At 35.7% G+C, this 25,627-nt stretch carries 21 protein-coding genes; 10 read left to right on the top strand and 11 right to left on the bottom strand.

The features are described 5' to 3' along the window. Positions 1 to 3: 3 nt before the first annotated feature. The 10 genes from GTR01_RS21025 to GTR01_RS21070 all read right to left on the bottom strand — a co-directional run bounded on the left by GTR01_RS21025 (position 4) and on the right by GTR01_RS21070 (position 15,695). Positions 4 to 2,814 carry a TonB-dependent receptor gene (locus GTR01_RS21025; protein WP_160139689.1) on the bottom strand — a complete coding sequence of 937 codons (2,811 nt, stop codon included), beginning with the start codon at positions 2,812 to 2,814 and terminating at the stop codon, positions 4 to 6. A gap of 164 nt (positions 2,815 to 2,978) precedes the next feature. Continuing rightward, entirely contained in the window at positions 2,979 to 4,121 is a 1,143-nt protein-coding gene (locus GTR01_RS21030) for a DUF4236 domain-containing protein (RefSeq protein ID WP_160139690.1), read from the bottom strand. Between the two features lie 101 nt (positions 4,122 to 4,222). Next, on the bottom strand, positions 4,223 to 4,606 hold the full coding sequence (locus GTR01_RS21035) for a hypothetical protein (protein ID WP_160139691.1): 384 nt from the start codon (positions 4,604 to 4,606) through the stop codon (positions 4,223 to 4,225). Between the two features lie 186 nt (positions 4,607 to 4,792). Continuing rightward, complete coding sequence (locus tag GTR01_RS21040; protein WP_160139692.1) at positions 4,793 to 5,149, bottom strand: nuclear transport factor 2 family protein; 357 nt, start codon at positions 5,147 to 5,149, stop codon at positions 4,793 to 4,795. 83 nt (positions 5,150 to 5,232) lie between these two features. Continuing rightward, positions 5,233 to 6,066, bottom strand: a complete 834-nt coding sequence (locus tag GTR01_RS21045; protein ID WP_160139693.1) for a sigma-70 family RNA polymerase sigma factor — start codon at positions 6,064 to 6,066, stop codon at positions 5,233 to 5,235. A gap of 486 nt (positions 6,067 to 6,552) precedes the next feature. Next, the gene (locus GTR01_RS21050; RefSeq protein WP_160139694.1) at positions 6,553 to 12,195 is read right to left on the bottom strand and encodes a hypothetical protein; all 5,643 of its coding nucleotides are present in this window, start codon (positions 12,193 to 12,195) and stop codon (positions 6,553 to 6,555) included. A gap of 91 nt (positions 12,196 to 12,286) precedes the next feature. Continuing rightward, positions 12,287 to 13,147: a tail fiber domain-containing protein gene (locus GTR01_RS21055; RefSeq protein WP_160139695.1), complete on the bottom strand. Its 861-nt coding sequence runs from the start codon at positions 13,145 to 13,147 to the stop codon at positions 12,287 to 12,289. Between the two features lie 44 nt (positions 13,148 to 13,191). After that, complete coding sequence (locus GTR01_RS21060) at positions 13,192 to 13,728, bottom strand: TetR/AcrR family transcriptional regulator (RefSeq protein WP_160139696.1); 537 nt, start codon at positions 13,726 to 13,728, stop codon at positions 13,192 to 13,194. Positions 13,729 to 14,002: 274 nt separating this feature from the next. After that, complete coding sequence (locus GTR01_RS21065; protein WP_160139697.1) at positions 14,003 to 14,725, bottom strand: hypothetical protein; 723 nt, start codon at positions 14,723 to 14,725, stop codon at positions 14,003 to 14,005. Between the two features lie 88 nt (positions 14,726 to 14,813). Then, on the bottom strand, positions 14,814 to 15,695 hold the full coding sequence (locus tag GTR01_RS21070) for a cupin-like domain-containing protein (RefSeq protein ID WP_160139698.1): 882 nt from the start codon (positions 15,693 to 15,695) through the stop codon (positions 14,814 to 14,816). 266 nt (positions 15,696 to 15,961) lie between these two features. On the opposite strand from GTR01_RS21070, the gene GTR01_RS21075 reads away from it, so the two are divergent. The 9 genes from GTR01_RS21075 to GTR01_RS21115 all read left to right on the top strand — a co-directional run bounded on the left by GTR01_RS21075 (position 15,962) and on the right by GTR01_RS21115 (position 23,457). After that, a complete protein-coding gene (locus GTR01_RS21075; RefSeq protein ID WP_160139699.1) occupies positions 15,962 to 16,234 on the top strand; it encodes a hypothetical protein in 273 nt (90 codons plus the stop codon). Positions 16,235 to 16,278: 44 nt separating this feature from the next. Beyond that, positions 16,279 to 16,545, top strand: coding sequence for a hypothetical protein (locus tag GTR01_RS21080; RefSeq protein ID WP_160139700.1), 267 nt, complete (start codon positions 16,279 to 16,281; stop codon positions 16,543 to 16,545). 44 nt (positions 16,546 to 16,589) lie between these two features. Beyond that, positions 16,590 to 16,856, top strand: coding sequence for a hypothetical protein (locus GTR01_RS21085; RefSeq protein WP_160139701.1), 267 nt, complete (start codon positions 16,590 to 16,592; stop codon positions 16,854 to 16,856). Positions 16,857 to 16,919: 63 nt separating this feature from the next. After that, positions 16,920 to 17,324, top strand: a complete 405-nt coding sequence (locus GTR01_RS21090; RefSeq protein WP_160139702.1) for a hypothetical protein — start codon at positions 16,920 to 16,922, stop codon at positions 17,322 to 17,324. Further along, a complete protein-coding gene (locus tag GTR01_RS21095; protein WP_160139703.1) occupies positions 17,321 to 17,653 on the top strand; it encodes a hypothetical protein in 333 nt (110 codons plus the stop codon). The genes GTR01_RS21090 and GTR01_RS21095 overlap by 4 nt, the downstream gene beginning before the upstream one ends. A 344-nt stretch (positions 17,654 to 17,997) precedes the next feature. After that, positions 17,998 to 20,565, top strand: a complete 2,568-nt coding sequence (locus GTR01_RS21100) for a M1 family metallopeptidase (RefSeq protein ID WP_160139704.1) — start codon at positions 17,998 to 18,000, stop codon at positions 20,563 to 20,565. Between the two features lie 18 nt (positions 20,566 to 20,583). After that, positions 20,584 to 21,228, top strand: coding sequence for a hypothetical protein (locus GTR01_RS21105; protein ID WP_160139705.1), 645 nt, complete (start codon positions 20,584 to 20,586; stop codon positions 21,226 to 21,228). 284 nt (positions 21,229 to 21,512) lie between these two features. Then, a complete protein-coding gene (putP, locus tag GTR01_RS21110) occupies positions 21,513 to 23,012 on the top strand; it encodes a sodium/proline symporter PutP (RefSeq protein ID WP_160139706.1) in 1,500 nt (499 codons plus the stop codon). A gap of 199 nt (positions 23,013 to 23,211) precedes the next feature. Continuing rightward, complete coding sequence (locus GTR01_RS21115) at positions 23,212 to 23,457, top strand: hypothetical protein (protein WP_160139707.1); 246 nt, start codon at positions 23,212 to 23,214, stop codon at positions 23,455 to 23,457. 90 nt (positions 23,458 to 23,547) lie between these two features. On the opposite strand, the gene GTR01_RS21120 is transcribed toward GTR01_RS21115, so the two are convergent. Next, complete coding sequence (locus tag GTR01_RS21120; protein ID WP_160139708.1) at positions 23,548 to 24,321, bottom strand: MBL fold metallo-hydrolase; 774 nt, start codon at positions 24,319 to 24,321, stop codon at positions 23,548 to 23,550. Between the two features lie 173 nt (positions 24,322 to 24,494). Here GTR01_RS21120 and GTR01_RS21125 point away from each other — a divergent pair, with 173 nt between their 5' ends. Next, positions 24,495 to 25,601 (top strand): hypothetical protein, encoded by a 1,107-nt coding sequence (locus tag GTR01_RS21125; protein ID WP_160139709.1) that lies wholly within the window; start codon positions 24,495 to 24,497, stop codon positions 25,599 to 25,601. The last annotated feature ends 26 nt before the right edge of the window (positions 25,602 to 25,627 follow it).

Consider the following 25,627-nt stretch of genomic DNA (forward strand, 5'->3'; position numbering starts at 1 on the left):
GTTTTAAAAATCGAATTTTACTCCTAATGTAAATCTAGGTCTGTAGTATTCTGCCTGAGAAGTTCTGCTTGGAATTCCCTGGTAATATCTTAACGGCTGATTGGTCAGATTATTGGCTTCAGCAAAAACTCTCAATTGACTTGTGATTTTATACGAAGCATTAGCATCCAGGAAAAACTGTTTGTCATAATAACGATCATCAAAAGATTTTCCACCAAGTTCATCAATATATCGAGAAGCATAATTCATAGAAACTCTGGCAGAGAAACGTTTATTTTCCCAAGAAAGCGAGCCGTTGAACATGTGTGGAGCTGCCCCCGGAAATCCTACATCTGTTCTTTCTGTTCCATCTTCACTGGTGATTCCTTTAGCTTTGGAATGAGTATATGTATAATTTATATACACTCCCATTCCTTTCCAAAATGCTCCGGGAATAAAATCTAATTGCCTTTGTAATGCTACTTCAAAACCATAGATCGCTACATTGTCTCCATTACGCTGCTGGGTAAATTTCCAATTGCTTTCTCCTGCAGGAATTGGATTGGATTGCCCTGCAAAATCAGCAGCAAAGTCATTGTTTGTATAATTTCTTCTTGAAAAAGTGTAAATAAAGTCTTTCAGGTTTTTATAAAATAATCCTCCGGAAAGAATCCCTACAGACTTAAAATATTTTTCTGCCATGAAATCGAAATTATAGGAGTAGGTCGCTTTTAAGTTTGGATTTCCAGCTGAAATGATTTCGTCTTCCGAGATAACGTTAAGATAAGGAACTAGTGAATAGTAATTCGGACGGGCAAGTGCCGTAGTAAATGCCGCACGAAGCACAAGATCCTGAACCGGAACATATTTGAATGACAAACTAGGAAGCACATTGGTGTAAGTATTGGTGTTATTGATTTTTCCAACCAAATCCTTTTCATTCATTACGTAATTTCCGGTGTAATCAATCTGAGTGGTTTCTACACGAGCTCCCACAATCATAGATAATTGATCATTAAAGTCCTGATCCCAACGGATATATCCGGCATAGATCTGTTCTTTTGCACTGTAGTTATTAGAAAGAAATTTTGATGGTTTCGATTTACCATTAAATAAGCTTGTATTAAATAAATCCAATCCGCCCAGATATGCCGGATCTACGAACGTCCCAGGAACATAATTTCCAGGCTGGAAGTGGGTGCCATCAAGATACACCGTAGGTACAGAAAGTAAACTTCCCATAGTGCTGGTAGGAGTGAAGGCGAAAAAATCATTGTTTCTCTCTTTTTCCTTCAAACGCATACGGAATCCGGTACGAAGCCTTCCTTTTTGATCAGTAATCACAGAAAAAGGAAAACGGACATTCATTTTTGCTCCAAATTCTTTTTCCTGGGTAAAGCTATTGGCATCAGAAAGATCACTTAGTTTGTAACTTCCTAAATGATCAGCTGCAAGCAGATTAATCATTGGTTTTCTTGGATCACTCAGGTCAGGTGAGAAACTCATCTTGCTATTTTCGAATTCAATATAGCGTTGATGAGGTTTATCCTCGCTTGCTACTGCATAATTCATAGACCAGTCTAGATCTACTTTAGAGCCCAGTAAGTGTTCTCCTCTTAAAGCATAGTTCTGTACTTTTTGCTTCTCAAGACGAGTGTTGTCGTTATTAGAATCTCCACCTTTATTCTGTCTAGTGATACTGCCTTTCCAATCTATGATTTCAGATTCATCAGCATTATAAACCGGTTTTATTTTATAACCGAGTGCAAATCTGTTTTCTTTATCATTTCTGAAGTTATACATTGCTGAAGCATAGATCTTATTTTTAGAATTGAATTCATAATCCATATTCAGGTCAAAACTATGTCTGATACGATGTTCATTATAGTAACGAACACCCATTTTACTGATATAAGCAGTTTTCGCGGCATCATTAGCCTGGCTCCACACAGGTTCTATATTGTCTGAACCAAAATTATTATTGTTATAAGAAAAGCTGAATACAGCCCCTAGTTTTTTGTTGAGAAATCGATTTCCGTAGACCAATCCTGCTGTATAATTCCCTTTTTCCCGGATAGGATTGTATCCTCCTGCCAATGTCGCCGAAATCCTTTGCCCATTAGGGGAAGCTCTTGTAATTAAGTTGACAGAACCTCCAATGGCATCCGCATCCATATCCGGAGTTAAAGTTTTATTCACTTCAATGGTGGAAATCATATCAGAAGGAATAAGATCCATCTGAACATTACGGTTGTCTCCCTCCGCAGAAGGAATTCTGTCACCATTTAAAGTGACAGAGTTCAGATTGGGAGCAAGGCCTCTGATAATAAGGTTTCTGGCCTCTCCCTGATCATTTTGTATGGTAATTCCCGGAACACGCTTTAAAGCATCTCCGATATTGGCATCTGGGAAACGTCCGATCTGATCAGAAGAAATAACATTGGTAATGTTGGCATTGTTTTTTTGTTTGTTTAAAGCCCTTGCCTGGTTTTTTAATGTTGCCCCTGAAACTACGATCTCACCAATACTTGTTTCCTTTTTATCGAAAATGATATTTTGCTTTGTATTTTTATCAGATTCTACAATTACATTGTATTGATGAGCTCCATAACCAAGATAATCTACTTTCATGGTGTAGGTTCCTGAAGGAACATTCAGGAAAACGAAATTTCCGTGTTCATCGGAGGTGGTATAGATATTTCCCGGACTTAGAGAGATTTTGGCTCCCGGCAGGGCAATTTTAGCGTCGTCGTTAATGTTTCCGGAAAGAGTACCGGTTTGTGCATAGAAAAATAGAGAAGCACAAAACAAAACAGATGTAAAAATTTTCTTCACTTTCTTTTTATAGATTAAAATTGAAACAAAATTAAACGTCTGTTTGGGAAATGATTTGAAATAAAAATTAAGGTTATTTTAAGAATTGTTAATACTAGTGTTTGGAAGCCTGATTAAAGCTTAAAAACTGCCTTAACATTTCTATGAAGACAGTTTTAGATAGATTATTGAATTGATCTGAATTCTGCTTGGAATTCCTTGAAAGCTTTACCAAATTCCTCTGTAAATTCATAATTACTGAATTCATATTCTTCGCGAAGCCCTGTTTGAGTAGAAAGTCTGATATTTCCGTAGCGTACTACTGGAATTTGATAATTACTTTTGAATCTTTTGTCGCGCGTTCCATTTTTATTAACCTTTGCCCAAGTCTGGCCAATGATTCTGGAATCCTTTGGAACTGTTGAGGTTTCGGTAAAACGAGTATAGGTATGTTGGAAATTAAGTTCATGGATTCCGATGATGGCAAATTTATTTTCATTGGTATACATCACAATGAAGGTTGGATAAATATAAATGTCAGCTCCGTTTGCATTTTTCATATATAATGCTTGATAATCCGACTTTATATAAGGAATGGCTTTCAATGCAAAATGAACCTGTGTTCTGCTCACGATGGTACCCGCAGAAGAGCGTGTTGCCACTCTATCCTGAAAATGAGCACTTGTAATATCCCATATTTTTTGAGATGTACCAAGCTTCTTAAAGGCTTCGTAGACTTTTTCAAATTTTCTTTTAATTTCGAGATCAAAATCTATTTCCAGATTTACATAACATTTCTCAATCATCGCTTTTGTTTGCTTAATAGCTTCTTGCTGAGCCTTGATATCCCGATCTGAATTTTGAGGAATTTCTTTTTTAATCAACCCATAAAGAAATGCATAGCTTAGAATCTTCTTAGCCCTTGTGATAGACAAAGTTCTTGTAATTTTTTTGAGATCAGAAGTCAAATCTTTTTTTTGTTGTTGAGCCAGGATGATAGCCTCTTTGATCCCTTGCATGTTTTGGCTCGTAATTTCATGAATGTCAGCACTGAAAATGTTTTCAGGAAGAGAAGAGGTCTGATTAACAGGAGATTCAGGATAAGAAGGAGTAGGATTAATTCCCGATTGATATTGTGGTCTTACATGAGAACTGGATAGCTTATGACGGGTAGAAAACCCAAGGACATTTGTATTGAGAGTTGTGCCTGCCTGACTAAAATTAATGCTGGCTCCTTTTATTCCAATTGTTGTAGATATTCCTCTTTTACTAAAGTTAAGATGTACACCAGGGATTACTTTAATTCTTTTTCTGTAGCTCCAAGCCATGATTATTGTTTTATAGATTACTTTGTAGGGCAAAATTACCAAGCAATACTATTATTAATTTACGGGAAACCGTAAGCAATACCTAGCTATCCGAACTTCTTTTATATTTCAGATCCAAGATTTTTTGCAGAAAGATCTCCTTCCAGCAAAAAAGTAAGTTCATCACATTTGATGATTTTACCTTCCTGAATTGTGAACTCAGCCAATACTTTATGAAGAATAATGCTGCCGTCTTTTAATACTGATTTTGCAATATGATGGGTAAAAATGATATTTCCATTTTCAGCATAATTGATGAGGTCAATCTTTTGGTCAGCTACTTTTTCTTTGAGTTTTTTAATATGTAGGATGAATTCATTATAATTGAGTTGTTGATGATCTACAAATTGGATATAATCTTTGGAGAAATACCTTTCAATTAATGATAAATCAAATACAGGATTTTCTAGAACATTGGTGAAAACCTTTTGGATAATATATTTCATAAGGATATTGTTATGAAACAAAGTTATGATCAAAGTTGAAGAGTAAATGATAACATTTGTAAACAGTTTGTTCAGAAAATATTCATACAGATTCTTTCTTAAGCCATGAATCCACAAATAATAAAATTATTTTCACTCATACATTTTTATTGGTGTAGCTATGGCCAATGAGTATTCAGGTTGCTTTTACTTGTTTTCTATAGAGGGTATATTGGTAATAACCTGCCATTTTCCGTTTTCCCGTACACAAGTGATAAGGGATGAAAATAATAATACATGACTTTCCAGAGATACATGGGTATAGGCAATATTATTTTTTTGTTCCACAAAATGATAAGTAATTTTACGAGGTTTTCCGCCAAAAATTTTATCCCGTACCAACCCAATATATTCCTGTTTGGGAATAACAAAGATTCCCGGTTTATCAAAGAATCCGTCCTGGATATTCTGGTAATCTTTATGAAGAATATCTTCCAAAAGAGCGGTATCACTATTATCGCCACCTTTAATGAACTTTTCGATGGCTAGTTTAATCTGTTCCATAATGAATCTAGGTGTTTTAAAGTTTCAAACTGTTGTAAGATCATTTTCTTTAAAGACACTCCGTATTTTTAAAACGTGACAGATTATTGCAGTCTTTTTAATTTTTCAGGATCAACAATAGAGTAGATTTCACGGATCATTCCTTCAGAATCAATGTCCAGAATATGACAGTTATAAATACGGCCATCCTGCCAGAAGCAAATAGCGGGTTGATGATTAAAAGTATGAAAAGTATGAGGTTTTTTACCCAGAAACTGCTGTTGTACAAATGCCAAAAGTTGAGCGGCAGCCGATTTTCCAACTTCTACAGCTTTGATGACACGAACACGTTTTCCACCATCAGCAGACAGCTTAATTTCATCAATAAGAAGCTTTTCAATATTGGGAACATCTCCCTCACTTAATGCCAGCTGATATTGTTGAAGAATATCAGTATGAATGGAAGTATTAATGTTATCCGGTTTGTATTGTATATTTTGTAATTGTTTTCCTGCACGGCTTAGCAGCTTTCGGGAATTTTCTACCGAAATGTCTAGAGTTTCTGCGATCTCCTGATGAGAATAATCAAATGCTTCCTTTAAAATATATACGGCACGCTCTCTTGGATTCAGTTTTTCTAAAAGAACGAGCAGGGTATAGCGGGTCGTTTGTTCCTTAATGAGTTTATTTTCTGCATTTTCAAAAGAAAGAGGTTCAGGAAGCCATTCTCCATAGACCATTTTTTTGCTGTGTCTGTTTTTGAAATTAATCGCGTGATTAATAGTGCTTTTGATCAAAAAGTTGGTTTCATTTCTGATTTCTGACTTGTCCAAAGAAATATATTTTTCTATTACATCCTGTACCAGATCCTGAGAATCTTCGTAAGAACCGGTAATATTATAGGCATAAGTGAGCAGCCTGTTGTAATGTTCCTGCATGATATTTCTTTTTAAGACAAACTTAGTGAAGAAAACGTGACAAGTTTGGATAAAAGTAAAAAGTAAAAAGTAAAAAGTAAAAAGTAAAAAGTAAAAAGTTTTTGTCATTAAACAACTATTATCAATTATCTAATGATCCATCCGGATGTCAACATCAATAGGGGCCGGCTAAATAAATAAAATTCCATTGGCTTTAGCCAAAACCTAAAATAATTATCCCATTTAGAAAGGGTTGTAGAATATTCTTTGCGCTATAAAACCGCCCCGTCAAAAATTTAAAAAATTTTTGACACCCCTCAAGGAGAGGGGAATATTGTAGTCCTTCAATTGTAATATTGGAAAAATTCAGATGTTTTTTGTATCAACTGAAGTGTATTTTCAAATTTTATTTTCTCCCTCAACTTTCATGCAATAAAAAAACCGCATTGACAATACATCAATGCGGCTCATGGTTATTAGTTGGCTTGAATGAATTTCTGATGATTTCTAATCATTATCTACTCTGATCCATTTTCCGTTTTCTACTCCTTCATAGAAATGGTCATTATGATAAATGATAGCCCCCTGAATATGGGATTTGTTGGCTGGAAGAGTAAGGTTTTCTGGTAAGGCATTGCTATTTCGGATCATCAATACATCACCTCCTTCCTTCACTACAACACCTGTTCCTGAGATTATTCTTGTCACACCAGCATCTGTCGGAGGATTGGAAACAGTTACCGGATTTAGTTCTGATAAACGTCTTGCTCCCAAGGCGGAAGTACAGCCTCTCAATACATTATCCATTACCATCATCACCCCTGGAGTAGGGCAATCCGGATTGATGTTTACAATAATTTCTTTATTGTTGATTGCCACAGGACAAGCTTCTCCGGTCGCAAAACGGATGCTTTTGAGACGGTATACCACTGTTCCCGTTTGACCTTTGGAATGAAGAATAATTGCTTCTCCGTTTGCAGCAGAAGTAATGGTCTGATCCGGGCCATTATTAACGGTATAAGTGAAAATATAGGTTTGAGCAAGTGAACCTTTAAACTTTACTTGTATATCTCCTGAAGCTTGTTTTGCTGCACTCATGGATGAAGATGTGGTATTGTCTGCCGGTAGAGCAATAGAAGAGATGGTAAAGTCTTCTGTAATATTACAACCATCCTGACTGTAAGTGACATTTACTCTGTAGTTCCCTGGTTGGGTAAACGTGACTAAACGTCCTGTACCTATCACTCCCGAATTAGGGCTGTTAAGCTTAGTCCAGGTATAGGCAGCATTAGGATCCGTACCGAATAAGGTAGAAGCATCATAGGTTTTAGGGAATTCTGAAGCACAGATTGCTTTGTTTCCTCCAAATCCAGCAGCCTGAACATCTGTAGGGATGATGGAAAGGTTTGCTGTATTTCCTAAATCCTGGCTGTTTCCATAGGCACTTACAGCACGGGAGAAATTCATATCTCTGATAGAAGCATAGAACATGGTGTATGCTGCTGTAGGATCGAGATTGATTGTATTTTGTCCTGCCGTAGATCTTAATACAGAAATTCTGTTACACGGAGTTCCGGTCATAAAGAGATTTTCAGTAACGGTTTGATGGTTGTCAATCTGATAAGATCCTGGATTAAAGTACAGGGTTTTGTACTTACCTGAGGAACTCAAAGTACTTACACTATTGGCAGTTGTACTTCCAAGGAAGGTCATTTTATTGAAATTCCAGACTCTTGTTCCGGTATTTACAATTCCATCCTTCCAAATCGTTAAGTCTCCAAAATTGAAAGCTGTGGGAGTATTGGTAGTAAAATATCCCATATCGGCTTTCGCATCAGCAGCATTTAACGTGAGTAGATTATTACCTGTAGAGATAAAGAAATAAGGACTGTAAAAATTATAGTACGGAATAGATGGCATATAATAATTGACAGTACCTAAACTGTTCGTTCTTGTACCTGTAAGAACAGACTGTCCAAGATCTACAACCGGATTATTGTTAATAGATTGATTCCAGCTGAAATTTACCAATGTCATAGGATGGCTGTTGGTTTTGAACCCTGCTGCATTAAGGAAATTAATATCGCCCTGATATGGGCTTTTCAGTTCAAAATAATCCTGAGCATTCACATTCACATGGGTAAAGGCTCCTTTTGTATCAATATACCTTGTTTTTCCAGTGGCAGCTCCCTGAGCCATAATGATATTTCGGGTCAGACCAAAAGTAGACATCGGAACTATAATTTTTACATCGCTCTGTAATGTAAGATTTCCATAAACGCTAAGGTAATAAGGATTCCCACCATCTGTCGTAAAATCAAGAACAGGCTGGTTGGTTGCATTATTGAAGGTAATATTATTAGTTTTTGAAAGATAATTTCCCCTGATCTGTATTTTATTCAAAGTAGGCGTAAACCCTGAATTCTGATCAAAGAAAACATTATCAACGGCAGTCGGAATATCACATGCTCCTACAGGAGTTCCACCTGAAGTTAATGACCAATGCTGAGGATCTCTCCATTGTCCCTGTCCTCCGATCCAGTAAAGATTTCTTGAAGTAGAAGGAATAGCATCAAGGAAGTTAATTCCACTATTTCCGCCAAGATCCGTACTTGATGTCGCAGTATAGGTTTGTCCACCAGAAGAAGAGATATACTTTATCTGCACTTTATCCAATACATAATTGGTTGGATTAGCGCTGTAATTAGGAAGTATTAAAGTTCTCAACGGTGAGCCTGATGAAGCTAAAGTAATACGATCTAAACAGTCTCCAAGGATCTTCAATGATTGATTAACCTGTAGATTACCTTCTAAAGAAACATTATTATTCTTTTCTATGGTCAGATTATTGACGGACATAGGGGTTTTAAGAATAATGGAAGGGTTTACTTTATCAATTCTTGGGGCTATTGCTGAGTGGATGACGAAATTATTGATAACTCCACCAGGAAAATTAAAAGAAATAATATAGTCCGTATTAGTTGTTGTATTAGTGTATTCTATTTTTTCAAAATAATGATTTACATTACTGAAGGCAATGTCAAAATCAGAACCACCAGTAGATCTGAATAATTTGATAACACTGTTAGCCGTATTTACAACAGGTTGCTTAGTATTGATTGCAAAGCCGTTATTAACCGTAAGATCAGCATTATCCATTATCAGTTTTGAACCGTTTAGATTAAAACTGTTGATATTCATTACGGTACCGCTTATATCCAGGCTATTACCGGAAATATCAGTTTGGGTGATATTTGAGCTGTTGCTAAGGTCATTCTGTGAAGTTCCTCTGTTCATTTTCCACTGGGCATCGCCTGAAAAATTTAAAGAAGTGGCGGCTCCATTGGGAGTTATAATTTTTAAAGTTCCTGCAGGTTTACTAATGTTGACCAACGTAAATCCACTGAAGTATCCGGCATCATAATATCCGGGATGCAGCACCATATTTCCGTTAACATTCATCTTGTAGTAATTGTTATTTCCTGCAAAATAAGATCTTGATCCGGGAGCTAATCCACTGAATGTAATATCATTTACTGAAACATCATTGGTCAACTGTATAGCTGTAATTCCAGTAGTAGAGAAACCTGAGTATTGGTCAAAGAAAACATTATCGTTAATGGTAGGAAGACCGCAGTTCGCTGTTATTCTGGTGCTTGATGGATCCAAAGACCAATGGCTGAGGTCATTCCAGCTTCCGTATCCGCCTTTCCAGTAAAAGTTTTTAGAAGTGGTGGCTTTGAAATTGATCCCTGAATTATTTCCATTGTCAATAGAGTTGCTGGCATTGATAGGTTTAGCACCTGCAACAGGAGTAACATAACCTGCATTGATTCCTGAGATATTCATTCTGTTTAGCTCAACAAATCCATTCCCATTAATATTGTTCCCCAGAATAAGATTATTTCCACCCTGACCTGTTAAATTAAGAATAAGATCACAGTCTGTACGATTGAATAACCAACTGTCAGTAATCGTCAATTTTGCCGTAGTATCAAAAAAAGCAATATTGGAAGCTGCATTGATGACTACATTTTTTGTCTTATTAACTCCAAAAAGCCTGATATCACCACTATTTACCTGAAAGGTATCAGTATTCAGATATTGTATGCTTCCGATACTGCTTCCTTCCTTATAGGTTTTACCAAAAAAATGATTGGTATTTCCTGAGCTGTAATATCGTCCATTGTAATTTTGGAAGTATACAGAAGTATTAGGCGCGGTAATGGTTTGTTTGGTTAAAATATTTAGGATACCCTGACTTAATAAGGCATTATCTATATTAACATTGTTTCCGCCCAGCCAAAGTTCACCAGCTTTTATCTTTCTTCCATCCGCATAAAGGTTACTTGTTAAAGCATTGTTATCAAAATTGAAAATACCGCCCACTTCTACATCATAGGGAGTTCCGGAATTAGAAGGCATGAGATAGAAATTATCAGCCCCATAGATTGTCAGTTGATAAACTCTCTGCCCTTCAAAACTCATATAACGGTTGACTGCCGGATCTGTTGTGTTATATTTAAGAAAATTGACTGACACAGGAAGGGACATATCTTTCTGAAGATAAAGATGACCATACAGAGTCGTGTTAATATTCAAAACAGGATTGGCAGGAGCATTATTCCAGGTCATATTTCTTATCATGGCTACTGTTCCACCATTATTGATGGTATTGTTTCCTGAGGTAAACCCTGAGTTTTCATTAAAGATCACATCATCATACATAATAGGAGTACAGTTGGCAGAAGGCCCTCCAGATGTGAACGACCAGTGGGACGGATCATTCCAGTTCCCTCCGCCACCTATCCAGTAATAGGTTTTTGCTGGTATTCCAGGATAAGTGATATTCCCCGTATTACTTCCACCATCTATACCCGCTGTTACAGCAGCTCCTCCTGTGAGTTTTACAGAAGTAAAATTATAACCATTAAAAGAGGCTGTTCCGTTTCCATTGATACTACCCGGAAGAATCAAATTTATGGGTAATGTAGGTTCTACAGCCCCAAATTTTGGGATGCTTCCGTTACATGGAATATTGGTGATGAGAGTTTGATTAACCTGAAAAGTGGCATTGGCAACAGTCTGCCGAAAATTGTACTGTCCGCCATTCAGGATAAGATTATTAATGTCAAACTGTGTGGCTCTCAATATATTATTTCCCTTCCCAAGGGTCATATTCTTTACTTCAAATCGGGTTCCGGCCAGTTCGGCGCTTCCATCACCCAAAACCATATCATTGCCTTTAAATAAATTGGCATTAATGACACAGGCATATAAATTAATTTTGTTAATATTAAATTGAGTTCCGGTAAAACTACCCCCTGCAGTACCTACTCCTGTTACCTCATCTACTGTAAGAAGATTTCCGCCTGTTATTTGGGAAAAACCTGAAGCAGTCAGGAGTATTTTTTTGATATTCTGACTAGTCTGTATTGTCAGAATAGGAAATGAAATAGTAGCCTGAGTAAGATTAGCGGCTGAATTTAATGTCATTGTACTCGTGACCGTCACTGTTGAAGATCTGAAATTCGAGGCTGCTGTAGAACTATGGCTGAATACCATAGCATTGATATTTTTATGATCAGTATCTAAAAAAGCACTGTCATTGACATTGAAAAAGAAAAAGCCATTGCTTGCAAAATTTTTAACAAGCTTAAAGGTTCCGTTTCCATTAAGATTAAAATTAGATTGATAACCGCCACTGATATAGGACGGGTCAATCATATTATCAGGAATGTCAATCAGATTGGGAGCCGGATTAGAGCTGTCTGAAAACAGATTCATAGTAAGATTATATAATGCAGAAGCATTAGACTTCCACTTCAGATTTCCGTATACATTAAAAACACTTGCTGACGGAAAGTTGAGTTTAGTAGTAAAGGAATCATCTATAATAAAATCTTTACAGGTTGCTGATGACGGAATTGTAAGGGTTCCGCCACTGGCTGGGAAACCACTCCCTGAAGTAATATAAACATTGTCATAGCGGGAAGGAATAATAGTGGCAGCCTGTCCGGATGCTGAACCTATCCGCCAGTGATTCAGGTCATTCCAGCTACCTGTGCCGCCTACCCAGTAATAATTATTCTGGGCGAAAATACTCTGACTGATTAGAAAGAGTAGAGTGAAATATAATTTTAATTTCATGTTTTTTTGAATTATAAGATTAATAATGAGCTGAGATAAAATGATCCGACTTTGATAAGATCGAATACATTAAAATCATTTTCTCTATGAGTTATTTCGATTTTTTCAGCTGCTGTATTTCTCTTTGTAATTCTTCGATTTTTTTTCCCTGTTCCTGAACGGACTGTAGTAATAGAGGAATCAGCTCATTATAATTAACAGACTTATATCCATCATTATCTGTGCTGACAATATTGGGTAAGACTTTTTCTACTTCTTGAGCGACAAGGCCATACTGTAATTGGGCATTCCCACCTTTCTTTTTTCCTGTTTCGTTCCAGAAATAAGACACTGGTCTTAGCTTATTGATGATTGCATTGGATGCTTTTACTTCAGTGATATTTTGTTTCAATCTCTCGTCAGAATTATAGTCTATTGCGCTTGCTTTTACAGTTCCGGCAACATCTAGTTTAGCAGAAGCGGAGGGAGCGGTTCCAATCCCTACACTGCCACTTCCGGAAAAGACAAGGTTTTTACCGTTCAAATCTACATTTCTTGAGGCCAAAGAAGTTGTGATGGCTCCATCTGAGGTATAAATATTGGAGTTTACCCCCATGCTTTCCCAATTGCTTCCGTTCCAGAAATAATACCCAGGTTGCGTGATCTTTGCCACTTTTGAAGTGGGAGAAGCAGGAGAAGCCGTTGCGTAGATCATCAAGGACTCTGTTCCGGGTTGTATGCTTGCCGTCATGGTTTGAATCTGATCTCCGGTAAGCCTGGGAATCATAAGACCTTCTGCCTGTGAGCTTCCATCTGTTTTAGCTGTGATGTCCAGAGTAGCTTTCGGGTTTGGAGTATTCATCCCGATTCTTCCGGCCTGAGAGTATATCAGCGAACTGGTAGTGATGCTTCCGATAAGACATAGCCTGAACATTGCAGAATGAGTCTTCTGCAGAAAAGTAGAGTTTTGCATAGTTTTTTTAATTGTTTTTTTTGATTGAGTATATTAATTCTTCCCTAGTGTGAGGAATGAAGGATATTTTTAATAATTGTTTTTGAGGTCTCGATAAATTCGTTTGATCGGTAGAGCTGGCTGGTCAGGATTGAACTTTCAAAAAGAAGATAGATATGAGCCGCAATAGCTTCATCCTTAGCTTCATCGTTGAAGAATAATCTCAATTTATTCTTATGGTAACGAAGAACAACGTGAATTTCCTCTTTATCAGCCGGTATTTCAGATAGAATATTCCAAAAACTGCACCCGCGAAAGTTCTCTCTTGCATTCATCTCAATGAGAAAATCAAAAGATCTCAGAATCTTTTCTTCAGAGGTTAAAGCTCCAGATATGAATTTTTCCAATTCAGATACCCAATAGTCATACCTTTTGTTGAGAAACTCAATACACAGATCATCTTTAGACTTAAAATGCTGATAAAAGCTTGCCTTTGAAACCTTGGCTTCTTCAATGATTTGATTGATGCCAGTACTATTAAAACCTTGTGTATGAAACAAAAGCAAAGTGGTACTTAATATTCTTTCGCGAGGTCGAGCCATTGGTTGAAAATTTTCACAAATGTAATTAAAAAATGAACAGACTGGTATGTTTGTTAAAAAAAACATATAACTTCCTTATTATTAATACGAAACTAACAAATGGGAGCCGAGGCAAATAGTCGCTGCCATACAAGGTTTTTACTGAATAGAGGTGCTTTGTTTAGTCTTTTTTAGAGGTTTTTAGGAGAAAAAGCTTTCGTAATTTAATTGATTATATTTTTCCACTGTAATTAGCTGTTAATTGTCCTTTTTAGTTATTTGTTCTCATCTTTCATTATACAAACCCTCTCGCATAATAAAGCTGAATCAGGAAAAATAATAAAGTAAAGAACCATACTACATAAGGATGATATCGAAAGTTTTCCTTCAGAATATAATGGAGTGCTTTGAATAGTTTGATCAATCCAATTATTCCTAAAGCAAAAAACAGAAAAAAAATAATAAAAAATATATAATCCCTTGAACTATAATCTCCAGAATCTAATACCTGGTTAAGATGCCCCAGATAAGACTGCACATTGATGGTCTGTCCCAAAAACATGGTTGAAATAATCAGAATGAAAAATGGAGTAGAAGTGTAAACGGTTGTATAGATAAAAGAAAAAAGGAAGGTGCGGAAAGTCGCCGTATTTACCTTTTCCTTTTTATACCATAGCAATATAACACTGAACAACACTGCCGTAAAATTGTTCATCAAAAAGATAAATAAAGCTTTTTCTACCATGCTCAATCCCTTGATCTTTGAAAGGATGTTCTGCTGGCCGCTGTAATCCATTAAAAGAACAGAAATAATTACTGAAGTATATACAGAGAGCTTGATGGGAGACAGATAATCATGAAAGCGTTCAGTTTTTTCCTTTTCCATTTCATGAACGGGCAGGTCATAACAACGCCGGGAATCCTGAAACAATTTGAAAATTGTCACCGGTACCAGCAATATTTCAATAATGATCTGAAGACATAGCTTCTCAAAGCTGTCAATCAATTTTTCGAACATACACGAGGTATTAAGGGAACGGGTTCACTATGCAATTTAATCATTTTTTAAATTGCATATCGCATAATACCAGTGAATTAAAGGCTATTTATTTTGGAAGTCCTTTTTTTAGGGCAATATTCGCTTTTTCTACAGATTTTCTTTCCTTCCAGTCCATGTATCTTTTTTTATACCTTCCTTTCATGAAATTATCAAAGTTTCGTTGAATAGCCAGATTCCATAAAGAATGAGCTTTTACTGCCCAGCTTTTATCCCATGCACGAAGAGAAAGAGAGAAAGAACCATCCAGATATTTCATCCAGTGCCACCATCCGGTAGGCATAAATAGGGTATCTCCATGTTCCAGGTAGCATTCTATCCCTTCAATACCGTCTAGCGCAGGAAATTTTTCAAAATCGGGATTGGCAATGTCATAGTCTTCCAGAGCATAAGTAGCATAAGGAAGTTTATACAAACGGGTTTTCCATTTGTATTCGAAAAGAAGGACATGCTTTCTTCCGTTGAAATGGGTATGGAAGATATGAGGCATATCGATATCATAATGAAGGAATGTCACAGAGCCTTTACCACCGAAGAACATACTCGGATATTTATCCAGAAATCCTCCCATTAGGTTTTTAGGCGGGATATAATCATTAAGCAGCTTAGGAGCGAATTTAATAGGATCAAAAAAGAAAATTCTCAGATCTGTAGGTTCACGCTGAATAAGATCTACATATTCTCCAAAAGGCATTTTGGTAGTAGGGGTATTGATAGGAGCAGCAGGATCAGCTTTAGCACTGTCATATAAAGGGACAACTACATCGCCTACTACTTCTTTCATGTACTCCATTGTCCATTTTTGATATGCAGGCCAATTTCTAGCCATGTTCCTGATAACCACTGGTTTGCGTGGTTTTAAGTATTTTTCACGGAATTCTTCCTGTGAAATGTCATCTACAATATCAATTGGTTTAAGGAGTATGCCCATTCGTTTCAATTATACAGCTAAAGTATTAATAATTTATGATAAAAAATAGAAATAATTTCGTTTATCTGGAATTAATATAAATAAATAAAAAGATAAGATGAATATTTTTTATGTAAAGCCTTTATTAATAGCACTGTTTGAGTGATTTTTATCTAAAAATAAATTTAATTCCATGAGAGAATAATATAGGAGGGTGAGAGAATAGTATGTATCTTGTGTTAATCTCAAAATAGGTTTGTAGAAACAAAAATAAAAGAAATAAAAAGATGGAAAAGACCGAAGAATATTTTGACTCTGTTTTTGATAAAGTATACACTACAGAGACATCTCTTGATCAGCTTATAGAAAATTTAAAAAAAGAAGGCTTATCTCAGGGAGAATCTCACTTTTTGATTAGCCGAAGATTGAGAGACCAGTATACCTTTGGGGAAGTGAGAAGACATATTGTGCATGCTCCCTGCTGGTCAGAAAGTCTGGCACAAAACTATGCTATTGATGATGAGTTTGCCAATTTTTTTCAGAACGAAGAGGGAGATTAGCGATTTCCTTTTTGGGCTTAAACATTTAAACTTATAACCATATTATGTACCTTATCATACTTATTCTGTTTTTGGTTCCTTACATTGTTTCCTATTTCTTGTATAAGAGGAGAATAAACTGGTACAAAATAGGAGTTGCTTTATCATTTCTATTTTGGATTACCTCTATCATAGCAGTAACTCTTGCAGACAAATTCATTACAGATATTGACCTTTCTTTTATATTTTATTATATCTGGATGTTTTGGTTTTATCTGGGATTATTAGGTGTGTGTGCAGTATTCTGGCTATATACAATCATAAAGAAATAATGGAGTAACTTTATTTAAAAACAACACATGACTAAAAAACCGGAATGAAAAACAAGCAAACGATGCGAAAGAATAGTATAAAAATTTTCATTTTAAATGTATTACTGCTTTCTGTGTTGGCATGTGCTTTAGGACTTGCAGATGATGCTTTTCATCTGGTTTATACGTCAGATAATATTTTCATTTATTGTATCAATGCAATAAAGTATTGTCTGTTTTGGGTGCTTCCTTATTGGTGGGCGATGATCATAGCTGGTGCTGTCATATTGACTATTTTATATGAAGTTATCAGAAAGATTATTATGAAATAGTAAAACATTGGATATTATTTCTATTACCATATTAGCGTTTTTAGAACTTATAAAATAACCAACATGCATCTGGAAAAAGGTAAACTGTATATTGTAAATGATCATGATTTCACAAAGTCCGAGCATCTTAAAAGTGACTTAAAGAAGCATTTTGGGAAATACATATTCCTGAATTTTCCGGATGAGAATTCATTAAAAGTATATTCTTATTATGAGAAGATGAAGAATCGTTCCATTAAAGAGGTAAAAAGAGAGATAAGTCTTATCATCGGGGAAGATTTTGAACTAGAAGATGCAGAATATTCTGAAAAGGTGATGGTTGTTTCCTATCTTTTATTACAGGAAAATACCGCTTTGGTAGTTCATACAGCAGGAATGTCATGGCATTCGATAGATTGTTTTAAAGAAAGATTTATAAAGATAGCAGCCTTTTTAGATCGAATAGTAATCGTATATAATAACAAATGACAGAGTATGTATTAAAAATAAAAGCTCCTAAAGAGCTTTTCCCTCAGATAACCACTATTTTGGGCGTGAAACCCAGTAAAACAGATTATGACTGGGAACTTTCTGTTCAGGAAAGTGATAAAGTATTTATCAGGGCAATTCCTTATTTTATATCGCTTATTGAACATAAAATTAGTGAATTGGAAAAAATAGGGATTATTGGAGGATCTGTTTCGGTATGGCTTTATAAAGTATATGCAGGACAATGCAATATGGAATTTTCCCCTGATGAAATGAGGCTGTTGGCAGATCATAATATGGCATTATGCGTGTCCTGTTGGGAAGAGTAAATCATCCATAACATCTGCACACTATGAAAAAATAGATAACCTGAGTAAACAATAAATAAAAATAAAATGAATTTGATAGATATATTTGCCGGATATACAATAGATCTCTTATCAGCGGTCATTTTGTTTATCTTTTTCAATGATCAAAAGTTGTCTTTTAATCTATTCTGCAGTGAAAAAAAGAAAGAAATAAGAAGATTGTCCTGGGGATTTATTATTATTTCAATTGTTATATTGATATGGGGTCTAGGGTATAAGGATACGAATTAAAAAATAATTTTTACTGTCCCAAAGCTGGTGCGAGTGTCACACCCGTGTCCCGCTAAAATACTTATATTTGATGTATGAAAAAAGTACGTCTGTTAGCATTATTTCTTGTTATTTTCAACAGTGGTTACCATGCCCAAATGAAATCTTCATCTAAGATCGAATCTGGAGTATCTTATGAACTGGCTCAGTGGAGAAAAAGTACATTAAGTGATATTCAATATGAACTCAACCTGAAAATTCCTGAAAGTAAATCAGAAAGAATTGCAGGAACTGAAGTGCTTACATTTACTTATAAGAAACAAAATGAAACAGCATTACTAATAGACTTTAAAGAAGACCCTACTTCGCTTTTATCAGTATCAGTGAATGGGAAAACAATAAAACCGATTCTGGAAAATGAACATGTAGTTGTTGATGCTCAATACCTGAAATCGGGTTCCAATCAGATTCATTTTAATTTTTTGGCAGGAGATGGAGCATTGAACAGACGTGACGGTTATCTGTATGCTTTATTTGTACCAGACCGTGCAAGAACCATGTTTCCGTGTTTTGATCAGCCCAATCTGAAGGCAAAATATTCACTAAAGCTGACAATTCCTGAAAAATGGAGTGCAATATCCAACGGAAAACTAGAGGATACTTTTGTGCAACAAGGACAGAAAACATTAAAGTTTAATCAGTCAGATTTACTTCCAACGTATCTGTTTTCTTTTGCAGCCGGAGATTTTAAAAATCATACAGAGAGAATCAGTCAGCAGGATTCAAGAATGTTATACCGCGAAACCGATTCTGTGAAGATTAAAAACAGCATGGATTCTATTTTCTCAATATACCGAAATTCTCTTGCTTATTATGAAAAATGGACAGGCATCAAGCATCCTTTCCAGAAGCATGGGATGGCTGTTATTCCGGATTTTCAATTCGGAGGTATGGAACATCCGGGTGCTATATTATTTAAGAACTCCGTTTTGTTTTTAGATAAAAATACAACACAGAACCAACTCAACAGCCGTTCTAATCTTATTGCTCATGAAGTAGCCCATCTTTGGTTTGGTGATATGGTAACGATGGATTGGTTTAATGATGTGTGGATGAAAGAAGTTTTTGCCAATTTTATGGCAGATAAAAGTACCGGAGCTTCCACTGATAAAAGTGTATATGATCTCAAATTTTTAACAGCCCATTATCCAGCGGCTTATTCTGTAGATCGTACTTTGGGAGCAAATCCAATTCGTCAGGTTTTAGATAATCTGCAAAATGCGGGGATGATGTATGGGCCAATTATTTATGATAAAGCTCCGATTATGATGCGACAATTGGAATTATTAATAGGAGAAGACGTTTTCCGAAAAGGAGTAAGCGAATACCTATCAAAATATGCCTACAATAATGCCAGCTGGCCGGATCTTATTACGATACTTGACAAACATACCCCAAAAGACCTGCAGAGTTGGAATAAAGTATGGGTGAATGATCCCGGAAGACCTCTTGTCGATTATAATATACAATACAAAGGCGAAAAAATAGAACGCTTTACCGTTTTTCAGAAACCTGAATATGGAAAAGAACAAAAATCTTGGCCACAGGAGTTTGAAATCAGTTTATTTTATACAGACCGGGTTGAAAAAGTTAATGTAAAGCTAGAAGGAAAACAACAGGATATTTCCGAATTAAAAGGGAAAACGAAACCTTTGTTTATCCTGCAAAATTCATCGGGAATAGGCTATGGCGTATTCAAAACAGATAAAGCGGTGATCTCAAATTTTTCCTTAGTGAAAGATCCGATTAGTCGTGCCAGTGCTTATATTTCCCTATATGAGAATATGCTGAATAGCTCAGGAGTTGAGACTCAGGACTTATTAAGCTTTTTTGCAGAGCAGTTGCCAAAAGAAACTACAGAACTGAACCTTCGCTTAATTACCGGATATCTTACCTCTATTTATTGGAATTTCCTCCCTGAAAATGCCAGATTGAAAGAATCTGCAAATATTGAGGAAAAACTGTGGAAAGCTTTACAGGTACAGACCGCAAAAAATAATAAGAAGATTATGTTTGATGCTTACCAGGATATTTTCCAGTCACAGCAAGCATATGATACTTTGTATAAAATCTGGAAATCGAAGACACCACCACAAGATGTATCTCTTAATGATGAAGATTTCACAAACCTGGCTCTTGCTTTGTCCTTGCGAAATTCAAATAATAAAGAGTTACTGAATGAACAGCTGACAAGAATTGAAAACCCCGATCGCATCACCCGTTTTAAGATTATTATGCAAGCTGCTTCTTCCGATCAGAAAGTGCGTGATGATTTCTTCAATGGGCTTATGCAAAAACAGAACAGAACCAATGAATCAGCTGTTGGGGCTGCATTAAGTTATCTGCATCATCCGCTAAGACAGCAAACTTCTGTTCACTATCTTCCTAAAACTTTAGATATTCTGCAGGAAATCCAACAGACAGGAGCTATATTTTTTCCGGATAATTGGCTTCGTTCCACCTTTAGCAGTTATCAGGATCCCAAAGCGCTTGAAGCGGTCAGTCAATTCCTTTTGAAAAACCCTGATTACAACAGTATTTTAAAAAATAAAATCTTACAGGCAACGGACAATTTGAGGAGAGCCCAGACCCTTTTAAAATAAGATGTAAACAATTTGTATATGAAGTATTATGCAGATGTAAATAACTATTATTTGGCAAAATATCTGGATTCTAAAGACCTTGGGCAGTTTACAAGTTCGTGGGTATTTTATGATCGTGATGAAGAATTCAGACTTGCAGAATTATTAAATATTAATGGAAATGTTTTCTCGTTTCTATGGGAATATGGAAATAAAACTCTTCTGGAAAAAATTGATCAATGGAAGAGAGCTTTCAGAAGGCATAGTATTGAGCTTCCATTCGATATAACATTCAGGTACAAAGACTATATTTCTTCAGGTAGAAAAGTGTATCTGGATATGATAGAATCCGATTATGCTGTTGCTGACAGAGCATTTAATACATATTCTGCCTTTAATATCGCCCGTAATCTAACCCAGTTTATCGTTGATGAAACAATGCATATAGACGATCTCGATTTACATTTTCTTGATGCTGATAGCACTTCAGTCCGTCTAAAGAAGGGTATTGAAATGGTAGGACTTGAAGGGATAAATGCAATAATTTTAAATGGATATCATCACCGAGGAGATTTGATAAAAGTATTCATTCACAAAAAAGGAGATCTTTTTTTACCTGAAAAGAAATGCCTGGAACAAAATATTTTTGAAAATATATATGTAGCAAATTCTCTTGGTTGGTAATTGTTTTTTATTGCAAATATTTGGATATATGATATTAAAAATCATGCTTTACCATCATTGAAAAGTAAGATTCTATACCTATACAATCATCCCAAATGTATAGTTTGAATTCCATCTTGATAATTTAAATTTTCAATTCTTTTTAGTAGAAAATAATTAAAAGCAAATCATTTTGTTATTGAAAATTTACATTGTTTTTTCGGTTGTTTGATAACATTATTACCTTGCAAAAGGCGTTTAGTTTCTCAGAAAATGGCTATATTCGGCTTCATAAAAAAAATGATATGCAATTATATGAAGGGATTTCTGTGGGGTTGTATCTGTTATTGATGATAGGTATAGGCATATATTCTTATAGAAAATCAACAAATAACTCGGAAGAGTTTTTAATTGGAGGAAGAAAAATGGGGGCAGCTGTTACGGCACTTTCTGCAGGAGCTGCTGATATGAGTGGTTGGCTGCTGATGGGAGTTCCAGGAGCAATGTACTTGTCTGGTATCTCCAGTTCATGGATCGCAATAGGTTTAACACTTGGAGCATTCCTCAATTACATTATTGTCGCACCAAGACTTAGGATTTACACCGAAGTTGCCCAAAATGCGATTACATTACCAGTATTTTTTGAAAACAGGTTTAAAAACAAAAACCATCTTCTGAAGATTACATCTTCCATCTTTATTCTGGTATTTTTTACCCTTTATACGTCAGCAGGAATGGTATCCGGTGGAAAGTTGTTTGAATCGGCTTTCGGAATGGATTATACAGTAGGGTTGCTCCTGACGAGTTTAGTAGTGGTTTTATATACTTTCTTAGGCGGTTTCCTGGCAGTAAGTCTTACGGACTTTGTACAGGGAACGATCATGGTATTAGCTTTAGTGATTGTGCCAATTGTGGCTATTATCCAAATTGGAGGAGTAGGAGAGACATTATCCTTGATAGAGGCTAAAGATCCAAAATATCTGGATTTATTCAGAGGAACCACTACAGTAAGTATTGTGTCTTTATTGGCTTGGGGGTTAGGATATTGTGGGCAGCCACATATTTTAGTTCGTTTTATGGCGATTGATAAACCAAAAGATTTAATTAAAGCGAGAAGAATCGGGATTACATGGATGATCTTTACTGTGGCCGGAGCCTTAGCAATTGGTTTGGTTGGAATTGCTTACCTGCAAAAGTTCGATATTGAAACAATGATGAAGTTTGACGGATCAAAAACAGAAGCTGAAACTATTTTCATTTATTTCTCACGTATTCTGTTCCATCCGTTTATTGCAGGATTCCTGCTTACTGCGATTCTTGCAGCCGTAATGAGTACCATTTCATCTCAGCTATTGGTGACTTCAAGTTCATTAACGGAAGATATTTATAAAGCTTTCCTGAATAAAAAAGCAACTCCTAAACAACTGTTGGTGGCCAGCAGACTTTCTGTTTTATTAGTAGCGGTTATTGCTGTACTTTTATCATTAGACCCTAAAGACAGTATTCTTAATCTGGTTGGAAATGCTTGGGCAGGCTTCGGTTCAGCATTTGGGCCATTAATTCTGTTATCTCTTTTATGGAAGAAAACAACGTGGCAGGGAGGATTTGCCGGAATGTTGGTAGGAGGAATAACAGTATTAGCATGGGTATATCTTCAGCATCCGTTGAAAGACTGGTACGAGATCATTCCAGGATTTATTCTTTCCCTGCTTACCAATATTATCGTTTCCTTAGCTACTTATAAGCCTGATACGGTCATTGAAAGTGAATTTGATGAAGTTAAAAAAGTGATGCAGGAACTATAATAGTAACCGTAATATAATATAAACAAACCCTTGCTGTATAGTGAGGGTTTTGTTTTGGATACCTTATTCTGAAAAATGTGGAATCATTAATAAAAGATATTGAAAATAGACGTAAATTTATCATTATGTTGTGGCGTTTTAAGAGTTGTCAAACAAATAGATATAGAATTAAAACCTTTGATCTCAATACAATATAAAGATGGACAAACAGGATTTTATACAAGAACTTTTTAGTGCTTTATCCAGTTATAATCAATCAATACTGGAAAAGCTGTATGCAGTCATTCTAAAACATGATTATATGGATCTTAATCTTGATCGGTTTACCTTTGAAAAAGAAAAAGATACGATTAGAGTATCTGATGATGTCTACTATAACGAAATAGGAAGCGTTGAAATGGGAAAAGATGAGTTTCTAAAAGAACTCTCAAAATTAATACATTAAGCTTATGATTAATTTTAGATCCGTATTCAAAACGATTGGTAGATCAAATAAGCAAGATGATTACCTATTTTAAACTATAAAAGCCAATTATTAAAATTGGCTTTCTAAATTATATTTTATAAACTCCTCACGGTCATGATACCCGAAAATTTCTACTTCCGGATGTTCTTTCATCAGAGTTTTTATTTTTTCCATGGATTCTAAGCGTCTGATATTATCATCAGCTCTGGCTTCAGCCAATTGTCCCGCCGGGTGAAGTTTGTCTTCCAGTTCGGCTCTTAAGTAGTAGGCATCTCCAATATAAAATATCCATGTTCCATTCCATTCTACTGCGACTCCACAATGCCCAAGGGTATGCCCAAACAAAGGAATAAGATAGATTTTTGTTTGTAGAGAAGTGTTCACTTTTCTTGCTTCAAGCCCAAACCATTGTTCATCAGAGATTCCATATTGTTCAATAGGTGGATTATGGTCAAGATGTCCTTCAATGTAGCGTGGATTATCACTGTAAAAATTAATAAGTTCTTCTGCTGAAACATGAACTTTTGCGTCAGGAAAGTCTGCCAATCCTCCGGTATGGTCATGATCCAGATGGCTAATAATGCAATCTTTTACATCGGAAGGGTTTAATCCTAGCTCAACAATCTGATGATAAGCCGTACGTTTTATATCTAATTGAAGCCCGACAGCTTCTATCAATTCAGCACCAAGTCTCTTATGAGGATGTAAAATATCTTGCACTCCCACTCCCGTGTCAATCAACAAAAGATTGTTATCTTCTTCAATCAGCAGGCAGTGCCCGATTACATCATCATTCATAGGGATGGCTATTTTCACACAATTGAGGTGGTGTATTCTCTTCATATTTTCATTGATATTTAAAAGTTAGATTTTCATCAACAAATTACAAATTATAAGTAGAATTTGTTTTCCGTTTCGGATGATGATGACATATTTAGAGATACTCATACTTTATAATGGAATTTATCCAAGGGTGTGAAAAAAAAATAATTATCTTTAAATAATCATAAATTAAAATGAAAAAAATAACGCTCATTATAGGAGCTGTTTTCCTGTTGGCTGTTGTTTTATTTTACAATTTTGGTGGACTGGATGTCTATCTTCTCAATAAGATGAACCGCTCGGCACTCCCTGAAAAATATAAAAACTATCAGTATATAGACAGCACCCAATCGATCACTTTCGGGCATCATGAAATAAAATTGATGTGGGAAAGCTATTCCGGAATTCAACATTTCATAAGTTTAGAAGGTCATGTCATTATTGTGACCAACGAGATTCCAAAAGACCGAAACCAAAAAGAAATAGAAGATGATGGTGCTGTAGGAAGTACCCGTTTTTATATGGATTACCATTTTTATAAACTGGATAAGGATGGGAATATTATAGATCGCTATACTTATAAAAGTACTCGTGATAACTGGAACGAATTGTTGTTTGGAGACTTTATTGTGAATTACAATAAAAAATACTACAAAACATGGATCAAAGATGGTGATACCCTGCGAAAGCCTATGATTGTTCAAAATGAAGATCTGAAATGGAGTGAAGATGAGCAGATCCGCCAATTTCAGAATATCGTCGAAAAGGCTGATGATTATTTAAGAGATCATGATGGCGATTCAGAATGTACCACATACTATATGAATGGCAAATGGTATCAATTGTTTACCAATACCAAGCTATCAAAAGGAATATATTCACGAGCAAACCCGGGATACAATAACAGCCTTTTTGGAGAAGGACGTTTTGAAAAAAAAGAATTGGAGCCCCACCGATATCCGAATATCATGCCCGTTTATTTCCAAAGAAAAGAAGTGGATAAATTTACTTCCAGTGCTTCAGGAGGAGCCATATCCACCACTTCAAAAAGTTGGAATGGAGACTTGTATTGCCAGCTTTTAATAAAAGGAGATACTCTGAAATTTAAAAAAGCAATGTCCTTTAACGAAAACTTTCCTACCGAAAAATTTTATAATACTAAAGGAGAAGATATTCGCAAACTGAAAGCTGAATTGGAAAAAAAATACGCACCTTATTTGTATTTTTCAGATAAAAATCTCAATTTTCAGCTTTTTACAACCCGTGAAAACAAATTGTATTTGATAAAACCCATTCAATAAACTATTATTTAGATATCATCAGAATC

This window comes from Chryseobacterium sp. c4a (assembly GCF_009900745.1).
GTDB lineage: Bacteria > Bacteroidota > Bacteroidia > Flavobacteriales > Weeksellaceae > Chryseobacterium.